General features: G+C 37.1%; 14 protein-coding genes. 4 read left to right on the top strand and 10 right to left on the bottom strand.

Features of this window, described 5'->3' with window-relative positions; all coding sequences use genetic code 11:
• Both ACE3RB_RS18220 and ACE3RB_RS18215 read right to left on the bottom strand, forming a co-directional pair.
• On the bottom strand, window positions 1-340 hold a 340-nt coding region (locus ACE3RB_RS18220; RefSeq protein WP_374465516.1), incomplete at its 3' end, for a class I SAM-dependent methyltransferase.
• Window positions 341-343: 3 nt separating this feature from the next.
• Window positions 344-913 carry a hypothetical protein gene (locus ACE3RB_RS18215; protein ID WP_332388493.1) on the bottom strand — a complete coding sequence of 190 codons (570 nt, stop codon included), beginning with the start codon at window positions 911-913 and terminating at the stop codon, window positions 344-346.
• A gap of 101 nt (window positions 914-1,014) precedes the next feature.
• Between ACE3RB_RS18215 and ACE3RB_RS18210 the strand changes: the two genes are divergently transcribed.
• Together ACE3RB_RS18210 and ACE3RB_RS18205 are read left to right on the top strand one after the other, a co-directional pair.
• Window positions 1,015-2,082 carry a 3-oxoacyl-ACP synthase III family protein gene (locus ACE3RB_RS18210; protein ID WP_002980530.1) on the top strand — a complete coding sequence of 356 codons (1,068 nt, stop codon included), beginning with the start codon at window positions 1,015-1,017 and terminating at the stop codon, window positions 2,080-2,082.
• 66 nt (window positions 2,083-2,148) lie between these two features.
• The gene (locus tag ACE3RB_RS18205) at window positions 2,149-3,354 is read left to right on the top strand and encodes a metallophosphoesterase (RefSeq protein WP_374465515.1); all 1,206 of its coding nucleotides are present in this window, start codon (window positions 2,149-2,151) and stop codon (window positions 3,352-3,354) included.
• Window positions 3,355-3,477: 123 nt separating this feature from the next.
• Here the strand turns inward: ACE3RB_RS18205 and ACE3RB_RS18200 are convergent, their stop codons facing one another.
• Window positions 3,478-4,230 (bottom strand): polysaccharide deacetylase, encoded by a 753-nt coding sequence (locus ACE3RB_RS18200; protein WP_374465514.1) that lies wholly within the window; start codon window positions 4,228-4,230, stop codon window positions 3,478-3,480.
• An 84-nt stretch (window positions 4,231-4,314) separates the two neighbouring features.
• The gene (locus tag ACE3RB_RS18195; protein WP_232723176.1) at window positions 4,315-5,280 is read right to left on the bottom strand and encodes an NAD-dependent epimerase/dehydratase family protein; all 966 of its coding nucleotides are present in this window, start codon (window positions 5,278-5,280) and stop codon (window positions 4,315-4,317) included.
• 199 nt (window positions 5,281-5,479) lie between these two features.
• Between ACE3RB_RS18195 and ggt the strand changes: the two genes are divergently transcribed.
• Both ggt and ACE3RB_RS18185 read left to right on the top strand, forming a co-directional pair.
• Window positions 5,480-7,168, top strand: a complete 1,689-nt coding sequence (gene ggt / locus ACE3RB_RS18190; protein ID WP_374465513.1) for a gamma-glutamyltransferase — start codon at window positions 5,480-5,482, stop codon at window positions 7,166-7,168.
• A gap of 171 nt (window positions 7,169-7,339) precedes the next feature.
• The gene (locus tag ACE3RB_RS18185; RefSeq protein WP_374465512.1) at window positions 7,340-8,620 is read left to right on the top strand and encodes a dicarboxylate/amino acid:cation symporter; all 1,281 of its coding nucleotides are present in this window, start codon (window positions 7,340-7,342) and stop codon (window positions 8,618-8,620) included.
• 48 nt (window positions 8,621-8,668) lie between these two features.
• On the opposite strand, the gene ACE3RB_RS18180 is transcribed toward ACE3RB_RS18185, so the two are convergent.
• The 6 genes from ACE3RB_RS18180 to gyrB form a co-directional block, all read right to left on the bottom strand.
• Window positions 8,669-9,559, bottom strand: coding sequence for a diacylglycerol kinase family protein (locus tag ACE3RB_RS18180; RefSeq protein ID WP_374465511.1), 891 nt, complete (start codon window positions 9,557-9,559; stop codon window positions 8,669-8,671).
• 4 nt (window positions 9,560-9,563) lie between these two features.
• Window positions 9,564-10,388: an RsiV family protein gene (locus ACE3RB_RS18175; RefSeq protein WP_374465510.1), complete on the bottom strand. Its 825-nt coding sequence runs from the start codon at window positions 10,386-10,388 to the stop codon at window positions 9,564-9,566.
• Window positions 10,389-10,478: 90 nt separating this feature from the next.
• Window positions 10,479-12,413, bottom strand: coding sequence for a transglutaminase domain-containing protein (locus ACE3RB_RS18170; RefSeq protein WP_374465509.1), 1,935 nt, complete (start codon window positions 12,411-12,413; stop codon window positions 10,479-10,481).
• 2 nt (window positions 12,414-12,415) lie between these two features.
• Window positions 12,416-14,326 (bottom strand): DUF3857 domain-containing protein, encoded by a 1,911-nt coding sequence (locus ACE3RB_RS18165; RefSeq protein WP_374465508.1) that lies wholly within the window; start codon window positions 14,324-14,326, stop codon window positions 12,416-12,418.
• A gap of 377 nt (window positions 14,327-14,703) precedes the next feature.
• Entirely contained in the window at window positions 14,704-15,126 is a 423-nt protein-coding gene (locus ACE3RB_RS18160) for a DUF5684 domain-containing protein (RefSeq protein WP_374465507.1), read from the bottom strand.
• A gap of 80 nt (window positions 15,127-15,206) precedes the next feature.
• The coding region (gene gyrB, locus ACE3RB_RS18155) for a DNA topoisomerase (ATP-hydrolyzing) subunit B (protein ID WP_374465506.1) at window positions 15,207-17,127 on the bottom strand (1,921 nt) is incomplete at its 5' end.

Here is a 17,127-nt window from a genome sequence, read left to right as displayed (position 1 = left end):
GCATGGAAATTTTGCCGTCTAATTTAAGTTTTTTTATTTTAATAACGCCAACATTCAGCATTTGTTGTGATAAATCTAATCCAACCACTTTAGAACCGGTTCCTTTTTCTATAGTAATAGCCAGATCTCCCGTTCCTGTAGCCACATCCAGCACTTCCTGCGGATTATCATTTTTCATCCATTTTACCAGTTTATTTCTCCATAAAACATCAATTTTCATGGATAAAACATGGTTCAGAAGGTCATACTTCGGTGCAATGTTGTCGAACATATCCTCTACCTGGCTTTTTTTCGTAGCCTCTGAATTGTAGGGAGTAACTTTGGTGATATCTTTTGTCAAAACTTAAAACTTGTAATATTCTTTGTAATAATTTAGGTAATCCTGCTTTCTGAAGATTTTGGATCTTGATTCCACTTTCTGGATATTCTTGATCACTTTGTCATAATCTTCATCCACATTGTAATAAAAGTCTTCTGTGTAAAGCTTATTGAAGCGTTTCGCTCCTCCGTAATAATCCTTTCCGTCAATAACTGTTTTATCAAGTGCTGTCAGTAACGAATCTTTTTTAAGGTTGTATCCGTAGTACTGGTCATTAATGTAGTAATCCTGGTGGGTAATATTGATCAGACCGCGAAGTTTGTTGACTTCAAATGCCGAATCGTACAGCATTTTTTTATTCTGATCAAAAACCTGAATAGAGTTCTTCCCTTTATTCAAATCCACATGCACATACTGCCCCGCTGAAATAACTCCTTCAGATCCGTTATTGATCTTGAAATAATAAGTATTCGGGGTAGGATTATCTACAACATAATAATTCTTCTTGGCTAAAAAAAGGAAGTAGATCCCAAAGGCAACGATAAACGCCACAGCTGCAATAAGTAAGCCTTTTAAGGACGAGTTGTTTTTCATAGATTGTAAAGTACAATTTTTGCAAATTTAATAATATTTTTAATTCTCCGTTATTAATATTAATTATTAACTTTGCATCTTTAAAAAAATCATATAAACGAATGCCGAATACGATCATTATTGGCTCTGGATGTTATATTCCGAACAGAGTTATTGGTAGAGATTACTTCATGAATTCTGAGTTCTACACTGAAGACGGGGTAAAGATTGAAAAGCCTGTGGAAGAAACCATTGCGAAATTTGTAGAGATTACAGAAATCGAAAACAGGAGATTCATTGAGGATCATCTTTCCAACTCACAAATCGGTTATGAAGCTGCAAAAATTGCCCTTGAGGATGCAAAAGTAGATGGTGAAGACCTTGATTATATTATTTATGCAAGCAATTTCGGGGAAGTTACTGAACACGGATATGCTGATTTTATGCCTACCATGGCAGCGAGAGTAAAGAATAAGCTGGGAATCAAAAACAGAAAGTGCGTAACCTACGATATGCTTTTCGGATGCCCGGGATGGGTAGAAGCTATGATCCTGGCTGATAATCTGATCAAAGCCAAAGTAGCCAAAACGATCCTGGTAATAGGAGGTGAAACATTAAGCCGCGTAACAGATCCGCATGACAGAAACAGAATGATTTTTGCCGATGGTGCAGGAGCTGTAGTCGTAAAAGCAACTGATGAAGAAAATGTGGGAATTATCGCTCACAATACAATCTGTGACAATGGCCCGGAACTGAACTATCTTGAAAACGCTCCTTCCATCAATAAAGAAGTAGATCAGAGACGTCTTTATGTAAGAATGTTAGGAAGAAAAATCTATGAATACGCTCTGAAAAATGTACCGGTTGCCATCAAAGACACCATTACTGATGCCGGTCTTTCTATTGAAGATATAGACAAAATCTTAATTCACCAGGCAAATGCTAAAATGGATTACGCCATGATCGAAAGGCTTCACAAGCTTTATGATGTGAAAGAATACGATCACGCTATCTCTCCTATGACGATTCAGGATTTCGGAAACACTTCTGTAGCAACGATTCCTACCATGTATGATTTAATAATTAAAGGAAAAATGGAGGGTCAATCGTTTAAAGAAAAAGGTAACATTGTGATGACTTCGGTAGGTGCCGGAATGAACATCAATGCTATTGTATACAGATTTCCTTAAAAATATTTAATAAACAAAAAATATAAAGCACAGGGAAGTTATTCTTTGTGCTTTTTTTGACCAGACATGCAAAAGAATTTTTTAATCATTGCCGGAATCTTCCTGTTTTTGGAAGTGTATATTTACCAGGCTGTCAGAACACTTACCGATAACCTGTGGATCAAAATCGGATATTGGGTTATATCATTAGCTGTATATGGAATCTTCGCTTATGAAGTTACCCATTACCAGAGATCAGACAGAAGCATGGTAAGGGCCCAGATCATGATTTCATTGTTTTTGATTTTTATCCTTCCGAAAATTTTCGTGGTTCTGTTTTTATTAATTGATGATATCATCAGAATCGGAGGCTACCTTATTGGCTTTTCCAAACCTTCGGAAAATTTCTTCCCGGAAAGAAGGAAATTCTTAAGCCTTGTGGGACTGGGAATGAGCGGAGTGCTTTCTGCTCTTTTCATAGATGGAATTACGTTTGGAAAGTACAGGCATAAAGTGAGAAGAGTAAGGGTAAATTTCACCAATCTTCCGAAAAGCTTTAAAGGATACAAAATCATCCAGATTTCGGATGTTCACAGCGGAAGCTTCTCTGATCCAGGCAAATTAGAGCATGTCATTGAGCTGATCAATGAGCAAAAGCCCGACCTGGTATTATTTACCGGAGATATGGTGAATAATGTTGCGGATGAGTTCAAACCATTTATTTCCCTGTTTTCTAAAATTCAGGCTAAAGATGGTAAGTTTGCTGTCTTAGGCAACCATGACTACGGAGATTATGTAACATGGGAATCCCCTGCTGCCAAAAAAGAAAATCTTGACACCCTGATCCGTTATGAAAAACAAGCCGGATTTGACATGCTGAGAAATGAACACAGGGTTATTGAAAAAAACGGAGAAAAACTTTATATACTGGGTGTTGAGAACTGGGGATTGAAGCCATTCCCTCAATTCGGAAAAATAGATGATGCTTTAAAAGATGTACCGGAATCCGCCACGAAGATCCTGATGAGCCATGACCCTACCCACTTTGATTATGTGGTAAAAAAACACCCTGCAAACATCCATCTAACCCTTTCAGGACATACCCATGGAATGCAGTTTGGCCTGGATCTTAAAAACGTAAAATGGTCACCGGTACAGTACAAATATCCTAAATGGGCAGATTTATATGAAAGTGAAGGAAAACTGCTGTATGTCAACAGAGGATTCGGAGTATTGGGATATCCGGGAAGAGTGGGTGTATTGCCGGAGATTACGCTTTTTGAACTGAGTTAGTGAGGTTCAAAGTTTAGAGTTTAGGGTTTAAAGTTTAATGTTAGAGTTTTAGAAATTGAGTATTTTTGAATATGAGAAATAGTTCTCCCTAATCCCTTTAACCTAATATCTGTAACCTATCACCTAAAAAACATAATCTTTCATACGGGAAGTAGCCATTTCCATGTCATTGAGAAAAGTAAGGAGGGCATCTAATTTGTCCTCCATTTTTTTACCCGAAAATAAGCTACGGTAAAAAGGAATATTGAAGCGGTATTTCTTGAAATCCGTAAACTGCCATGTGTTCAGATAGATCAGCACAAATTCTTCATTCTGTAAAGTCTCCAGAACCATATTCTGATAATACTTCATCGGCAGGATCTGGAACACGAAATCATTATAGGGCAGCTGGCTGTAAGGAGAGATACTTTCCGGGACAATGCTCAGCCCGTCCTCTTCTGTAATTTCCGTATCCCTTTTGAGTCTTTTGAACGGGAAAAGAATATTAGCATTATCAATATTAGAAACGTAATTGAATTCCATCATCTTCAAAATATCCTGCGGAACTTTCACATCTTTCTGGCGGATTCCCCTGATCTGTTTTTCCAGAAGATCCTGAATATTCTTTTTGGCATTTTCAATTTCTTCAGGATTTGAACCTTTATTGTAAAAAGCAATTTCATGCCCTTTGGATGAAATTGCTTTTATTAAATTCTGAAGTTTTTCAGTAAGAGAAATCTCTACAAAAAAACTTGATTTGATATCATGAATATCTAAAATTCTAAGAATTGCTTTGGTATTATTTTCTATGATTTTCAATCGCTCTTCATCGGAAATCCGGAAACCCTTTTTTACTTCAGCTTCAATACAAGTGATATTAAAAGTCAACAATACCATTTAAATTAAATTTTATATAAATATTTTAATACATTAAAAATCAGATGTTAAAAACATTTTTATTTAAAGTATTACTTTACATTATTAATTCTTACCTAATTTTACTTTCAGATTCTTGATCATATCTTTTGTCATTTCAGAAATTCCGAAATCATACGTCAGTCCCCAGTCTTTTTTCGCTACCGAATCATCAATAGAAGCCGGCCATGAATCTGCAATTGCCTGTCTGAAATCCGGGTTATAATCGATCGTAAAATCCGGAATTTCTTTCTTGATTTCTTCCGCCAGTTCTTTTGGGGTAAATGACATTCCACCCAGATTGTAAGAAGAACGAACCGTTAAACTTTCTTTTGGAGCTTCCATCAGTTTCAGGGTTGCATTAATGGCATCATCCATATACAGCATCGGCATTCCTGTATTCTCAGAAATAAAGCTTGTGTATTTTCCGTCTTCAATTGCTTTATAGAAAATCTCAACAGCATAGTCAGTGGTTCCGCCTCCTGCAGGAGTCTTCCATGAGATCAATCCGGGATACCTGATACTTCTTACATCCACTCCATGTTTGTCGAAATAGTATTCACACCACTTCTCCCCTGCCATTTTTGAAATCCCATAAACAGTGGTAGGATTTAACACTACATCCTGTTCCACATCATGCTTTGGAATTCCTTTTCCAAATACAGCGATAGAACTTGGCCAGAAGATCTTTTTAAGAAGCCCTTCTTTCGCCATTTCACAAAAATGAAGGAGTGGCTCAAGATTTAATTTCCACGCGAAAATCGGCTGCTTTTCCGAAGTCCCGGATAAAAGCGAAGCAAGGTGATACACTGTAGTGATATCGTAATCTTTAATTACCTGTCTTACCAATTGCGTATTGGTCACATCCATCCTTTCATAGTGTCCGGCAGAAGTAATTCCTTCCTGCCATCTGTCCAGTCCTGAAGCAACAACGTTTTCTGCTCCGTGGATTTCAACAAGTCTGTTCGTAAGTTCGGTACCAATTTGTCCCAGGGCACCTGTAATCAGTATTCTTTCCGTATAGGATTCCATTTTCAGATTTTTTTAGAATTGTACAAAAGTAAAAAAAACATGTCAACCATAATAAAAAAGGTGTATTTAAAAACATTTCTCTGATAACCATCTTCATCTCAATCAGATAATCTCAATAAAAGAAAAAATCAAATGAAATGATCAACAGGCTGTGGTTCTCTGAAAATTCGATAATTTTGTTTCAAGAAAAAACAATCATATGAAGAAGATTTTAATTGCTTCGATGCTGTTGGCAGTTCAGTTCAGCTGGGCTCAATTCACAGATATCAATATTATCAAGGAAGTACAGGTAAAAAATAAAGGTGTGGTAGTTTCTGCACATCCGCTGGCCAGTGAAGCGGGAGCCAAAATCTTAAAGATGGGCGGAAATGCTTACGACGCTGTTACAGCAACACAGTATGCTCTTGCCGTTGTGTATCCGCAGGCTGGAAATATTGGTGGCGGCGGATTTCTGGTGGGTGTAAAAAACAATGGGGAAAAATTTACATTGGACTATAGGGAAACTGCTCCTAAAAAAGCTTCACGGGATATGTATATCGACAAAAAAGGAAAGGCAGATACGGATCTTTCTCAAAACGGAAGACTGGCAGTAGGCGTTCCTGGGAGTGTGGCAGGATTTTTTGCTACCTTGAAGTATTGCAAGCTTCCGATGGAAAAGATCATCCAGCCTGCCATTGATCTCGCAGAAAAAGGGTTTGCCATCACAGACAAAGAAGCAGAAATGCTGAACAACCAAAGAGAAAAATTTCAGAAGCATAACAAATCTTCTATCATTTTTGTAAAAGATACTCCCTGGAAAGCCGGAGATCTGTTAATCCAGAAAGACCTGGCCGAGACTTTAAAACGGATCCAGAAATCAGGAGCTAAAGGTTTTTATGAAGGAAAAACAGCTGAACTTCTGGTTGCCGAAATGAAAAGAGGTAACGGAATCATCACTCTGGAAGATCTTAAGAACTATAAAGTTGCAGAAAGAAAAGCCCTTGAATTTGATTATAAAGGAAATGATGTTGTCACCATACCTCTACCATCAAGCGGCGGAGTGCTGCTTGCCCAGATGCTGAGGATGGCGAGTTTTGAAAACCTGGAAAAATATCAGCAGAACTCAACAAAAGCAGTTCAGATTATGGCTGAAGCAGAAAGAAGAGCTTTCGCAGACAGAGCAGAATATATGGGTGATCCGGATTTTATTCAGGACAAAACTTCTTACCTGATTTCTGACGAATACCTGAAAGGCAGATGGAAAAGTTTCAGTTTTGACAAAGCTACTCCCAGTGCAGAAGTTGGCAAAATCATAGAACAGCCTAAGGAATCGATGCAGACTACTCATATTTCCGTATTGGATAAGGATGGAAATGCTGCTTCAGTAACCACAACCCTTAACGGATATTACGGAAGTAAAGTTTTAGTTTCCGGAGCGGGATTCTTTTTAAATAATGAAATGGATGATTTCTCGATCAAGCCAGGGGTACCGAATATGTTCGGAGCTGTAGGTGGAGAAGCCAATTCGATTCAGCCTAATAAAAGAATGCTTTCCTCTATGACTCCAACCATTATCCTGAAAGGCGGAAAGCCTTATATGGTAGTGGGAACTCCCGGAGGAACAACCATTCCAACGTCAGTATACCAGTCTATTGTGAATGTTGTAGATTTTAAACTGAACGCCAATCTCTCAGTGAATGCTCCAAAGTTCCACCATCAGTGGCTTCCGGAAACCATTACGGTAGAGAACAATTTCCCTGAAAGTACTATTTCTGAACTGAAGAGTAAAAATTATGTTATTGAAAAGACAAAATATATCGGAAAAACAGAAATGATCGTTCTTGATGAAAACGGAAATATTCATGCAGTGGCAGACGGCCGCGGAGATGATTCCGTTGCCGTGGAATAAAAGTGTCAGAATTATCAAAAAGTAAAAGTTCCGGCTTCATTCTTCGAATGAAGCCGGAACTTTTTTATCCCCTTACAAAACCAGCCCTACAGATTCTTTTCAATGACTTTTGTCATGTTTTCAGATAAATTTTCTTAATTTTCGCCCTTAAAAAAACAAAACGACTGTTCTTTGAAAGCAAAAAAAATATACAATCAGCTTTATTTTCAAGTCATTATCGCAATTATTGCAGGTATTCTTCTTGGAAAGTTTTATCCTGAACTGGGAGAAAAAATGAAACCTTTGGGGGATGGATTTATCAAATTAGTGAAAATGATTATCGCTCCGGTGATCTTCATTACGCTTACGTTGGGAATTGCCCATATGACCGATTTAAAAAAAGTAGGAAGAATTGCAATAAAGGCAATGATTTACTTTTTCACTTTTTCAACACTTGCTCTTATTATCGGGTTAATAGTAGGAAATATTCTACAGCCGGGGCATGGTTTAAATATTGATCCTTCTACTCTTTCAGGGGATGTTTCACAATATCAGGCAAAAGCTCATGAATCTACTCTTACGGGCTTCATTATGAATATTATCCCGGAGACTTTATTCAGTCCTTTGGTGGGGGATAATATTCTTCAGGTTCTGCTGGTCGCCATTTTAATGGGAGTTGCCCTGGTTTTAACAAAAGAAAAAAGTCAGAAAGTAACTGATTTTTTACAGGATCTCTCAACTCCGGTTTTTAAAATCGTACATATGCTTATGAAGCTTGCGCCAATCGGAGCTTTCGGAGCAATGGCCTTTACCATCGGAAAATATGGGCTTCATTCTGTACTGAATCTGATATTTCTTGTTGCCACATTCTATATTACGTCTATTCTTTTTGTAGTTATTGTATTGGGAGCTGTGGCCTGGTATAACGGATTTAATATTTTCAAATTCCTTTTTTACCTTAAAGAAGAGCTTCTTCTTGTTCTGGGAACCAGTTCTTCGGAATCTGCCTTACCGGGTATCATGGAGAAACTTGAAAAGGCCGGCTGCTCAAGGGCAATTGTAGGTCTGGTAGTTCCTACAGGATATTCTTTCAATCTTGACGGAACCAATATTTATATGACACTTGCCTCTCTTTTTATTGCACAGGCATTAAACATTCATCTACCTGTTGAAAAGCAGCTTATGCTCCTTCTGGTAGCAATGTTAAGTTCAAAAGGTGCAGCAGGTGTTACAGGTGCGGGGTTTGTTACTCTCGCAGCAACATTGGCTGTAGTCCCGGAAATTCCGATTGCGGGAATGACCTTGATTCTCGGGATTGACAAGTTTATGAGTGAATGCAGGGCTTTAACAAACGTTATTGGAAATTCTGTAGCGACCGTTGTCGTTGCCAACTGGGAAAAGCAGCTTGACAAAAATCAGCTTCAATACTGCCTGGACCATCCGCATGATGTTGAGAAAAAGCTTGAAGTGTAAACAGGTAGCAGAATTAGGGGTTGAATCAATAATTTCAGGCTCAAAACCTTAAATCAAAATATTCAAACTTGAAGGCTGTACTTTAACGTGAATCGGTGATTTGATCTTATTGAATTCACCATCAAGGTGCCAGTTTTTGGTATTGACTTTAAATGATATTTCAGAGACGGGAAGATAAGTGACATATTCATCATCTTTGAGTCTTTTGGTAAACATTCTGAAAGCAAAAAGCGCAGAATACGTAAGCGGAAATTTCTTCACCAGAACCATATCTACCAAACCATCACTTTTGCTGGCTTTGGGAGCAATGTATGCATTGTTACCAAACTGGCGGGTATTGGCAATGTTCATCATCAGATATCTTCCATTGTACTGCTGATAAGCTTCATCGAAAAATTTTACTTTAATTGGCTTATAATTGAAGAATGTTTTCAGGGAAACTTTGATGTAATTTTTGAATCCGCGGCTTGTTTTCTCAAACTCCTTTACAACTTTACCGTCAAAACCTGTTCCAGAGACATTGATGGAAAGCCTGTCGTTCACAGTAAAAGTATCTATTTTCCTGGAGTTTTTTGCTTTTATTTTTTCCAAAAGTTCATCCAGGTTTTTGCTGAATCGTGTCTCATTGGAAAATCCGTTTCCAGAGCCGGCCGGGAAAATTGCCAGGATTTTTTCTGTATTAATAAGGTTTTTGGCTACTGTAGAAATGGTACCGTCCCCTCCTATTGCCACAAAAATATCCACTTCCTCAAAATGAGCCTGAATAAACTCATCTGTTCCGGGAATAGATTCTGACACGTAATACAACGGGTCTTTAACCTTCGTTTTAAGTTCGTTCAAAAACGGCTGATAGTTTTTTTTGGCCGAAAAGGGATTGATAATAAAAGCTACTTTGTTCATCACCACAAAATTAAAAAATGCTTCCAGAACTGGAAGCATTAATTTACTTAATTTTCATTCTTTCTTTGAATTCTGCATTTAAGGTCCCTTTCAGATCCTCCCATGAAACAGGAATTGTAATGTCTCCGGCAGCAAAAGCTGCAATTTCATAAGGACTGTAGTGAAAATACAGGTTTTTATCATCAAAATAGAAATTATCGGAAGCCGGAATTTTATCTACCAATAGCATTTCCGAATTCTTAACTTCCCCATCGCCATCCATCGTTCCGCTGTTAATTTTATCAATATTTTTCATCAGTATGGCTTCAATTTTATTTTTAGGCATTGAAGTAATATCTTTCAACTCCAGTTTTCGGTTGTTTTTAAGATCAAAAACCCTTTCTGAAAATCCGTAATTATCATGGGCTCCACCTTCATAGCCGCTTCCTACATACTGGATATGCATATACCCATTTTTATTGGAAATCAGGTTCATGTGTGAGCTTGAATACCAATTCTGTGCATACGTCACATCTGAAAGCCAGTCTTTATTATCATTTTTTACAGAATTGAAATAGTCATTCTTTTCTTTATCAAGATAAGCCTGAAGCCCCGCTTTGGAAAAGTCTTTGATTTTTTCATTCTGGAAATAGATGCTGTCCAGCAGTTTTTTATCTTTTAAAGTAGGGAAAACCAAGAGTTTTGAAGTGAAGCTCACTTTTAAGGAGTCTGTAATTTTTGTAGAGTCATTTACCTTTACAGAATCTACTACAAATTCTTCTGTAGCTTTGTTTTCTGTTTTTTCTGCCTGCCTTGTTGTTTCACTTTTTTTACAGGCAGCCACGGCCAGGAAAGAAGATAATGCTATAACAGCAATTGTATTTTTCATAATTTATTTTTGGTATCAAATACAAAAACCATTCAAAAGATGAATGGTTTCTGAAAATTTTTTATTTTTTGTTTAAATCGTACTAAAAAATTACTTTTTAATAAGGCTGATCACCTGATTTTCAAATTTTGAGGCTACTCCCCAGATTTGTTTAAATGCGGGATAATATTCTTTCGGATAGTCTGAACTGTTAACCTTTGTGGTAGTGGTGACCTCCAGTCTATTTCCTTTTTGCTGTACAGAATAGGTGTATGCTATTTCTTTATCTTCTGTTACAATCTTTTTTTCTTTAGGCATTTCTTCAATCACATATCCGTCTGGAATTTCAAGAGTAACCTTTTTTACTTTGGTTATTGGCGATCCGAAATCGATAGGATATTTTCGGACTTCAGTCTGATCAAATTCATTGGAATTCTTATTTAAAAACAGCATCGGATTAATGATCATTTTCTTTCCTACTCTGTCGATAAGGTTTGTTGAAGAAAACTTCATACTGCTTTCAAATTCGCCGTTTTCCAATACTTTTGAATCGATATCCGTGAAATCTATTGAGAAATTCTCTTTATACTGCTTTTTATATTTTTCAGGATTATCATCATAGCTGTCTTTAACATACATTGCATAGGCACCCGTATCTTTGTCTGAATAGGTTCCGGAAATACTTCCGTCATCATTAATTCTGGCATTCACGGTAAGGTAAGTATTGCTTGATTTCAGATTAGCCATCTGAATCTGCAGCGCTTTATCTTTGGTGACAAGGATTCCATACTGGTTCCAGTTTTTAAGAGGTATTTCATCCAATGAAGACTGCTTGGAGGTGGCATCATAAATATGTAACTGATCATCCAGCTTGATAGCAGCCAACACAAAATTCATATTGGATATGTTAGGAGACACCAGATTGATAAGACCGTTTTCTACGGTAGAAATAACCAACGGATCAGCTTTAAGACCTGCTTCACGAAGCATCATCACAAGAAAAAGATTAATTTCCGCATCATTCCCTGTTTTGGTTTCCAAAAGCTTCTTCATCCCGTCTTCAGTATAAATTCCTTTATCTTTATTCCAGGTAAAAGTCTTCTGTACGTATGAAAAAATAGCATTTGCCTTTTCAAGATCAGTCTTCAATTCCGAAACTCCAGCAGGCATATTTTCTTTTGCAAGCTTTGTTCTTTTCAGTTCTCCTCCAAAGTCTTCACTTTCATAAAGTCTCTTGGCAATCTGGTCCCATGAAGATGAATACAGCTTAAGCTCACCGAAATTAGTGGAGTTCAGCTCGGCACTTATTTTTGTTCTGAAATTCCTGTCATTTCTTACAAATTTCTCAGTTTTAAAACCGGTTAAATTTTCATAAGCAAACCTAAAAGTTTTATACTGAGTACCATATAACAGTCTTTCCTCCATTTCCCTGTACTTAGGCGTAATACCTCCGGTATAGTTTATATTATAAGACATGTTGATCGGTGCATCAAAAACATATTCTGTATTCAATGAAGGGGTATCAGACTCTATCAGTACTTCCGGAATCATAAACCGGAACGGGGATACAATTTCATACTGATATTCTATGACAGATCCGTTTTTTACGCCTGGAAAAGCAAATTTTGTCAGCGTAACATACTTATTCTCTTTACTTTTATATTGAGAACTCTTTTCCACTTTTACAGGAACAGCGGCTCCATTCTCAAGGTTATAGGTAAATGCCTTGAACTTACCCAGCGATTCTCTGTTGGTTCCGACATTATAAATAGGAATTTCAAGATTCAGCCAGTCTTCAGCTTTATCTTTATCATAAATCTTAACTCTGTAATGATACCTTTTGTGAAGATTACCCGTATTGGCATCTACCATAAAATAAGCAGATTTGTACAAAATTTCGGCAGGAGCATTTTCATCTAATAAAGATTTTGCTTTAGACAGATCTGCCTCGTTAAACTTAGGTGGATTCAGAAATTCATATTTCTTCTGGGCATTCAGCAATATTGCATTGGCTGAACAAAGAAGCAATATTATTATTTTTTTCATGGTTATATTTTTGTTATTAAAATTTTTGAATTGTCCATATTCAGAATCTTCTTTCTGAAATTGATATAGTCATTGTACTTTTCTTTTGGATATAATCCTTTATTAATCTGCATTTTTCTTGTCACCGTTATCTGCCCGTCACTTTTAACAAAACTTAGCTTATAGGATCCAAATTCAGAATTGATATTTGAGTTGTCAGGAACTTCATCTACTTTATAGCCCAAAGGAACTACAAAAGCAATTTCATATTCGTCCTCATAAGACATTCCTACTTCAAAAGGAAGCTCACGGTTTTCATCCGTTTTAAAGACAGCATCAGTAAAAATTGGTACAGATCTGAAAAGAAGGCTGTTTCCTGCTTTCTTGGAGAAATTATTGGTCTTAAAATCCAGATCATAGGTAATAACGGCATTATCTCTGTCGTTATTAAAATTTTTCATCTCAACTTTTTCAAAGTTTAAAATATCAAACCTTCTTTTTATAGCATCATTTTTTTCCTTAGGATCAAGATTGGCAAAACTTAAATTGTAATCATATTGATTCCCGGTATAGGAAAAGCTGCCGCTTCCTGTAATACTGTTATCTTCATTAAGGTTGACCCTCAGTTTCTGTTTTTCCTTGTTTTGTTCCGCTTTATAAACAGGTGTATTGATCAGTTCTATTCCTTTCGGAGTTACAGCAAGCACATTTCTATCGGTAGTACTGTAACTTAAATGGTTGAAAGCAATTTGCTGAGAGGTATTTTCAAGCCATATATTTCCTTTTTCTGTCGGAACCATAAGAATAATATGATTTCCACCCATAGAAGGAAATTCCGGATCAAAGGAAACCTGTGAACGCCCGGAATTGATGATACAATAATTAGAAGGAATTCCTGCTTCATTCAAAAGAATCTTCATATAGTTGGTAAGTCCCTTGCAGTCACCATACCCTTTTTTCTGAACTTCATCCGGCAACATGGGCTGCCAGCCTCCTATTCCTAATGAAACAGCTATATACCGGGTTTTGTTCTGCATATATTGATAAATTTTCTTTACTTTATCTTCTACAGATCCCTGTAATTGCAAAGAGGCAACCTCGGCTTTAATAGCAGGAGTAGACGCAGAAACAGGGACCAAAAGATCATTATAAATCCAGGTTCCGAAATCTGTCCAGTTATTCAAAGTTCCCTGCTTCCCTGCCAGACTGAATTTTGCAAGAGCAAAGTTGACCGAAGGTAAGATTTTAACAGGCTGCGGGATCATAAAAGCATCATCAATTGCAGGTACATTTTTGTATGAATATGTTTTATCATTTCCACTACCGCTTTCTATCACGGATGTATAGTTGTATTTTGATGGGTAAATTTTAGATCTGAGTTCTATTCCCGAAGTGTTAATGATTTTAAACTGTGCTTCTTCCAGAGCTATTTTAGTAGCGTTAAAAGGCACAAAATCCGGAATGAAAACGGTGTCTTCATCTTCCACTTCATAGGAAAAATCAATAGTATAAGGATATTGCACCGGCGTATATGAATAAACCAATATCCTGTTATCAGAATAAAAAACTCCCTGAGGATTGTTTGCTACATCTTTAAAATCAGATTTTGAAACACTTTTAATTTTTTTTCCTGATTCATCATAGATGGTAACCTTTATATTCGAAATACTTTTTGATTTATCATAAGGAATGTAAGCTACTGCCTCATCGTCACCATCTTTATTTAAAACTGTAGTTACCGTATTATGCTGATATTTTATTTCATCAACTTTATTGATCTGAACAGTTGTAAAATCCTTTCGTATAACACGTTGGCGTTTTTCTTCAAATTCTCCGGAATTGCAGAAGCAGGATAGCTTTGTGCAAAATATAATGAGGCGGTAGATAAAGCCCCAAGGACTAATATTTTCATCATAGTTATTAAGATGATGCAAAAATAAGAAAATCTTAATAACTGTTAAAAAAAATATAAAAGGCTTCAACCAGTGAAGCCTTTAACCTAATACTTAAAAAAGTACTGTTTTGAAATGTACCTATAAGGCTATGAACACATTATCAACTTTTCATCAGTAATTTCTGAAAAGTTAAAGCAGAATATTTTTATTCATTCTATATTGAAAGAAGAATATGGTATCCTGCTGCATGAAGGGATAAGCTTCATATTGTCTGCGTTTCAAATTTAGAATAATTTACGGTTCATATAATTCAAAAGGTGTAGAATTAATATGAAACAGAAGTAAAACTAATTCTACAAATGACTGTGTTATCAATAAAAAAGACTTCATTGCTGAAGTCTTTTATTTTTATATTATTAATCATTTGGAATACGCTTGCTATCGAATTGGTCACTTCCAAGTCCCAGTACCGGAATAAAAATAAATCCGAGAAGGAGAATAAGAATCGTGTAAAGCGGTGTTTCTTTTCCAAATCCTTTGGCAAGTCTGTCATATACTACCCAGCATGCAAAAATATTGACCAAAGGAATAAAGAAAAGAATGATCCACCAGATTGGCTTTTTCACGATTTCCAGCAATACGATTGTATTATAAATAGGAATAAAAGCAGCCCAGGCATCTTGTCTTCCTGCTTTCTGAAAGATCTTGTACATACAATATCCATAGAATATATAGCACAATAATCCGAAGAACATAGCTCCCATTCCTATACCTGCAGCGGCTGCACCAGACACTGCATCTGTCCCGTTATAAGGGTCTGTTTGTAAAAGAGTTAACATATTATTTGTTTTTTGATTTGTCCAAATATAAAAAAGCTTCCAAATAATCGGAAGCTTTTTTATTATATTTTTAAAAACGTTTATGCATCAATTTTGGCATATTTTGCATTTTTCTCAATAAATTCTCTTCTTGGCGGAACTTCATCCCCCATCAACATGGAGAAAATACTGTCTGCTTCCACCGCATTATCAATGGTTACCTGCTTCAGAATTCTGTGTTCCGGGTTAAGGGTTGTTTCCCAAAGCTGCTCAGGGTTCATTTCTCCAAGACCTTTGTAACGCTGTACTTCTACCCCTTTTCCATCCGGAGACATTTCCAAAGTAAACTCTTCACGTTCTTTTTCGTTGTAAGCGTATACTTTTTTGTTTCCTTTCTTTAACAGGTATAAAGGTGGTTGCGCAATATAGATATAACCGTTCTCAATAAGTTCTTTCATATATCTGAAGAAGAAAGTAAGAATCAGTGTAGAAATGTGAGATCCGTCAATATCGGCATCGGTCATGATAACGATCTTGTGGTATCTCAGTTTTGATAAGTTCAAAGCTTTGCTGTCTTCCTCAGTTCCTACAGAAACCCCAAGAGCTGTATAGATATTTCTGATCTCTTCGTTATCATATACTTTGTGAAGCATAGATTTTTCTACGTTCAGGATTTTACCTCTTAACGGTAGAATAGCCTGGAAGTGTCTGTCTCTTCCCTGCTTGGCAGTACCCCCTGCGGAATCTCCCTCTACAAGGAAGATTTCAGATTCTGCCGGATCTTTTGATGAACAGTCAGATAGTTTTCCCGGAAGACCGGAACCTCCCATCGGAGATTTTCTCTGAACCATTTCACGGGCTTTCTTAGCGGCCTGTCTTGCTTTTGCTGCCAAAACCACTTTCTGAACGATCTGCTTCGCTTCATTTGGGTTTTCTTCAAGGAAATTGGTTAGCATTTCCCCTACAATTTTATCTACAGCACCGGAAACTTCAGAGTTTCCTAATTTTGTTTTAGTTTGCCCCTCAAACTGAGGTTCCATTACTTTTACGGAAACCACAGCTGTTAACCCTTCACGGAAGTCATCTCCAGTAACTTCTACTTTTTCCTTCTGTGGAATTCCTAAATCATCAGCATATTTCTTAAGGGTTCTCGTCAAAGCACGTCTGAAACCTGCCAGGTGAGTTCCTCCTTCATGAGTGTTGATGTTGTTTACATAAGAGTGAAGATTCTCATTGAACGAAGTGTTGTAACGCATTGCTACTTCTACAGGGATATCATCTCTTTCTCCTTCCATGAAGATCACATGCTCCATGATAGATTCACGGTTACCGTCAATGTAAGCAACAAACTCTTTCAATCCGCCTTCAGAATGGAAAACTTCTGAACGGAAAGATCCGTCTTCCAATTTTTCTCTTTCATCGGTAAGCGTAATGGTAATCCCTTTATTAAGGTAAGAAAGCTCTCTTAGACGGCTTGCTAATGTATCGTAATTGTAAACTAATTCTGTAAATATAGTATCATCCGGCTGGAAAAACTGCTTGGTTCCTCTTCTTTCGCTGTGACCGATCTCCTCAACACCGGTTTGCGCTTTTCCTCTGGAATAAATCTGCTGGTAAACGTTTCCGTCTCTGTAAACAGTAGTGATCATCTCATTGGAAAGTGCATTCACACACGAAACTCCAACCCCGTGAAGACCTCCTGAAACCTTATAAGAGTCTTTATCAAACTTACCTCCGGCTCCGATTTTAGTCATTACAACTTCAAGAGCTGATTTCTGCTCTTTTTCGTGGAAATCAACCGGGATACCTCTACCGTTATCACTTACTTCAATTCCGTTTCCTTCCTTGATGCTAACGAAGATCGTATCGCAGTACCCTGCCAAAGCTTCGTCAATAGAGTTATCTACTACTTCATAAACCAAGTGGTGAAGCCCTCTGACTCCTACATCACCAATGTACATTGAAGGACGCATACGAACGTGCTCCATTCCTTCCAATGCCTGAATACTACTAGCTGTATAT

Origin of the sequence: Chryseobacterium sp., assembly GCF_041914225.1 — a bacterium.
Lineage (GTDB): Bacteria > Bacteroidota > Bacteroidia > Flavobacteriales > Weeksellaceae > Chryseobacterium.
Note: the sequence above shows the minus strand (reverse complement) of the source record. Positions and strands in the feature narration are given on the sequence as shown.

Excerpts from the sequence above, each read along its gene's own strand:
- ACE3RB_RS18215 (WP_332388493.1), bottom strand. The coding sequence starts at position 913 with ATGAAAAACAACTCGTCCTTAAAAGGCTTACTTATTGCAGCTGTGGCG.
- ACE3RB_RS18210 (WP_002980530.1), top strand. The coding sequence starts at position 1,015 with ATGCCGAATACGATCATTATTGGCTCTGGATGTTATATTCCGAACAGA.
- ACE3RB_RS18205 (WP_374465515.1), top strand. The coding sequence starts at position 2,149 with ATGCAAAAGAATTTTTTAATCATTGCCGGAATCTTCCTGTTTTTGGAA.
- ACE3RB_RS18200 (WP_374465514.1), bottom strand. The coding sequence starts at position 4,230 with ATGGTATTGTTGACTTTTAATATCACTTGTATTGAAGCTGAAGTAAAA.
- ACE3RB_RS18195 (WP_232723176.1), bottom strand. The coding sequence starts at position 5,280 with ATGGAATCCTATACGGAAAGAATACTGATTACAGGTGCCCTGGGACAA.
- ggt (WP_374465513.1), top strand. The coding sequence starts at position 5,480 with ATGAAGAAGATTTTAATTGCTTCGATGCTGTTGGCAGTTCAGTTCAGC.
- ACE3RB_RS18180 (WP_374465511.1), bottom strand. The coding sequence starts at position 9,559 with ATGCTTCCAGTTCTGGAAGCATTTTTTAATTTTGTGGTGATGAACAAA.
- ACE3RB_RS18175 (WP_374465510.1), bottom strand. The coding sequence starts at position 10,388 with ATGAAAAATACAATTGCTGTTATAGCATTATCTTCTTTCCTGGCCGTG.
- ACE3RB_RS18170 (WP_374465509.1), bottom strand. The coding sequence starts at position 12,413 with ATGAAAAAAATAATAATATTGCTTCTTTGTTCAGCCAATGCAATATTG.
- ACE3RB_RS18160 (WP_374465507.1), bottom strand. The coding sequence starts at position 15,126 with ATGTTAACTCTTTTACAAACAGACCCTTATAACGGGACAGATGCAGTG.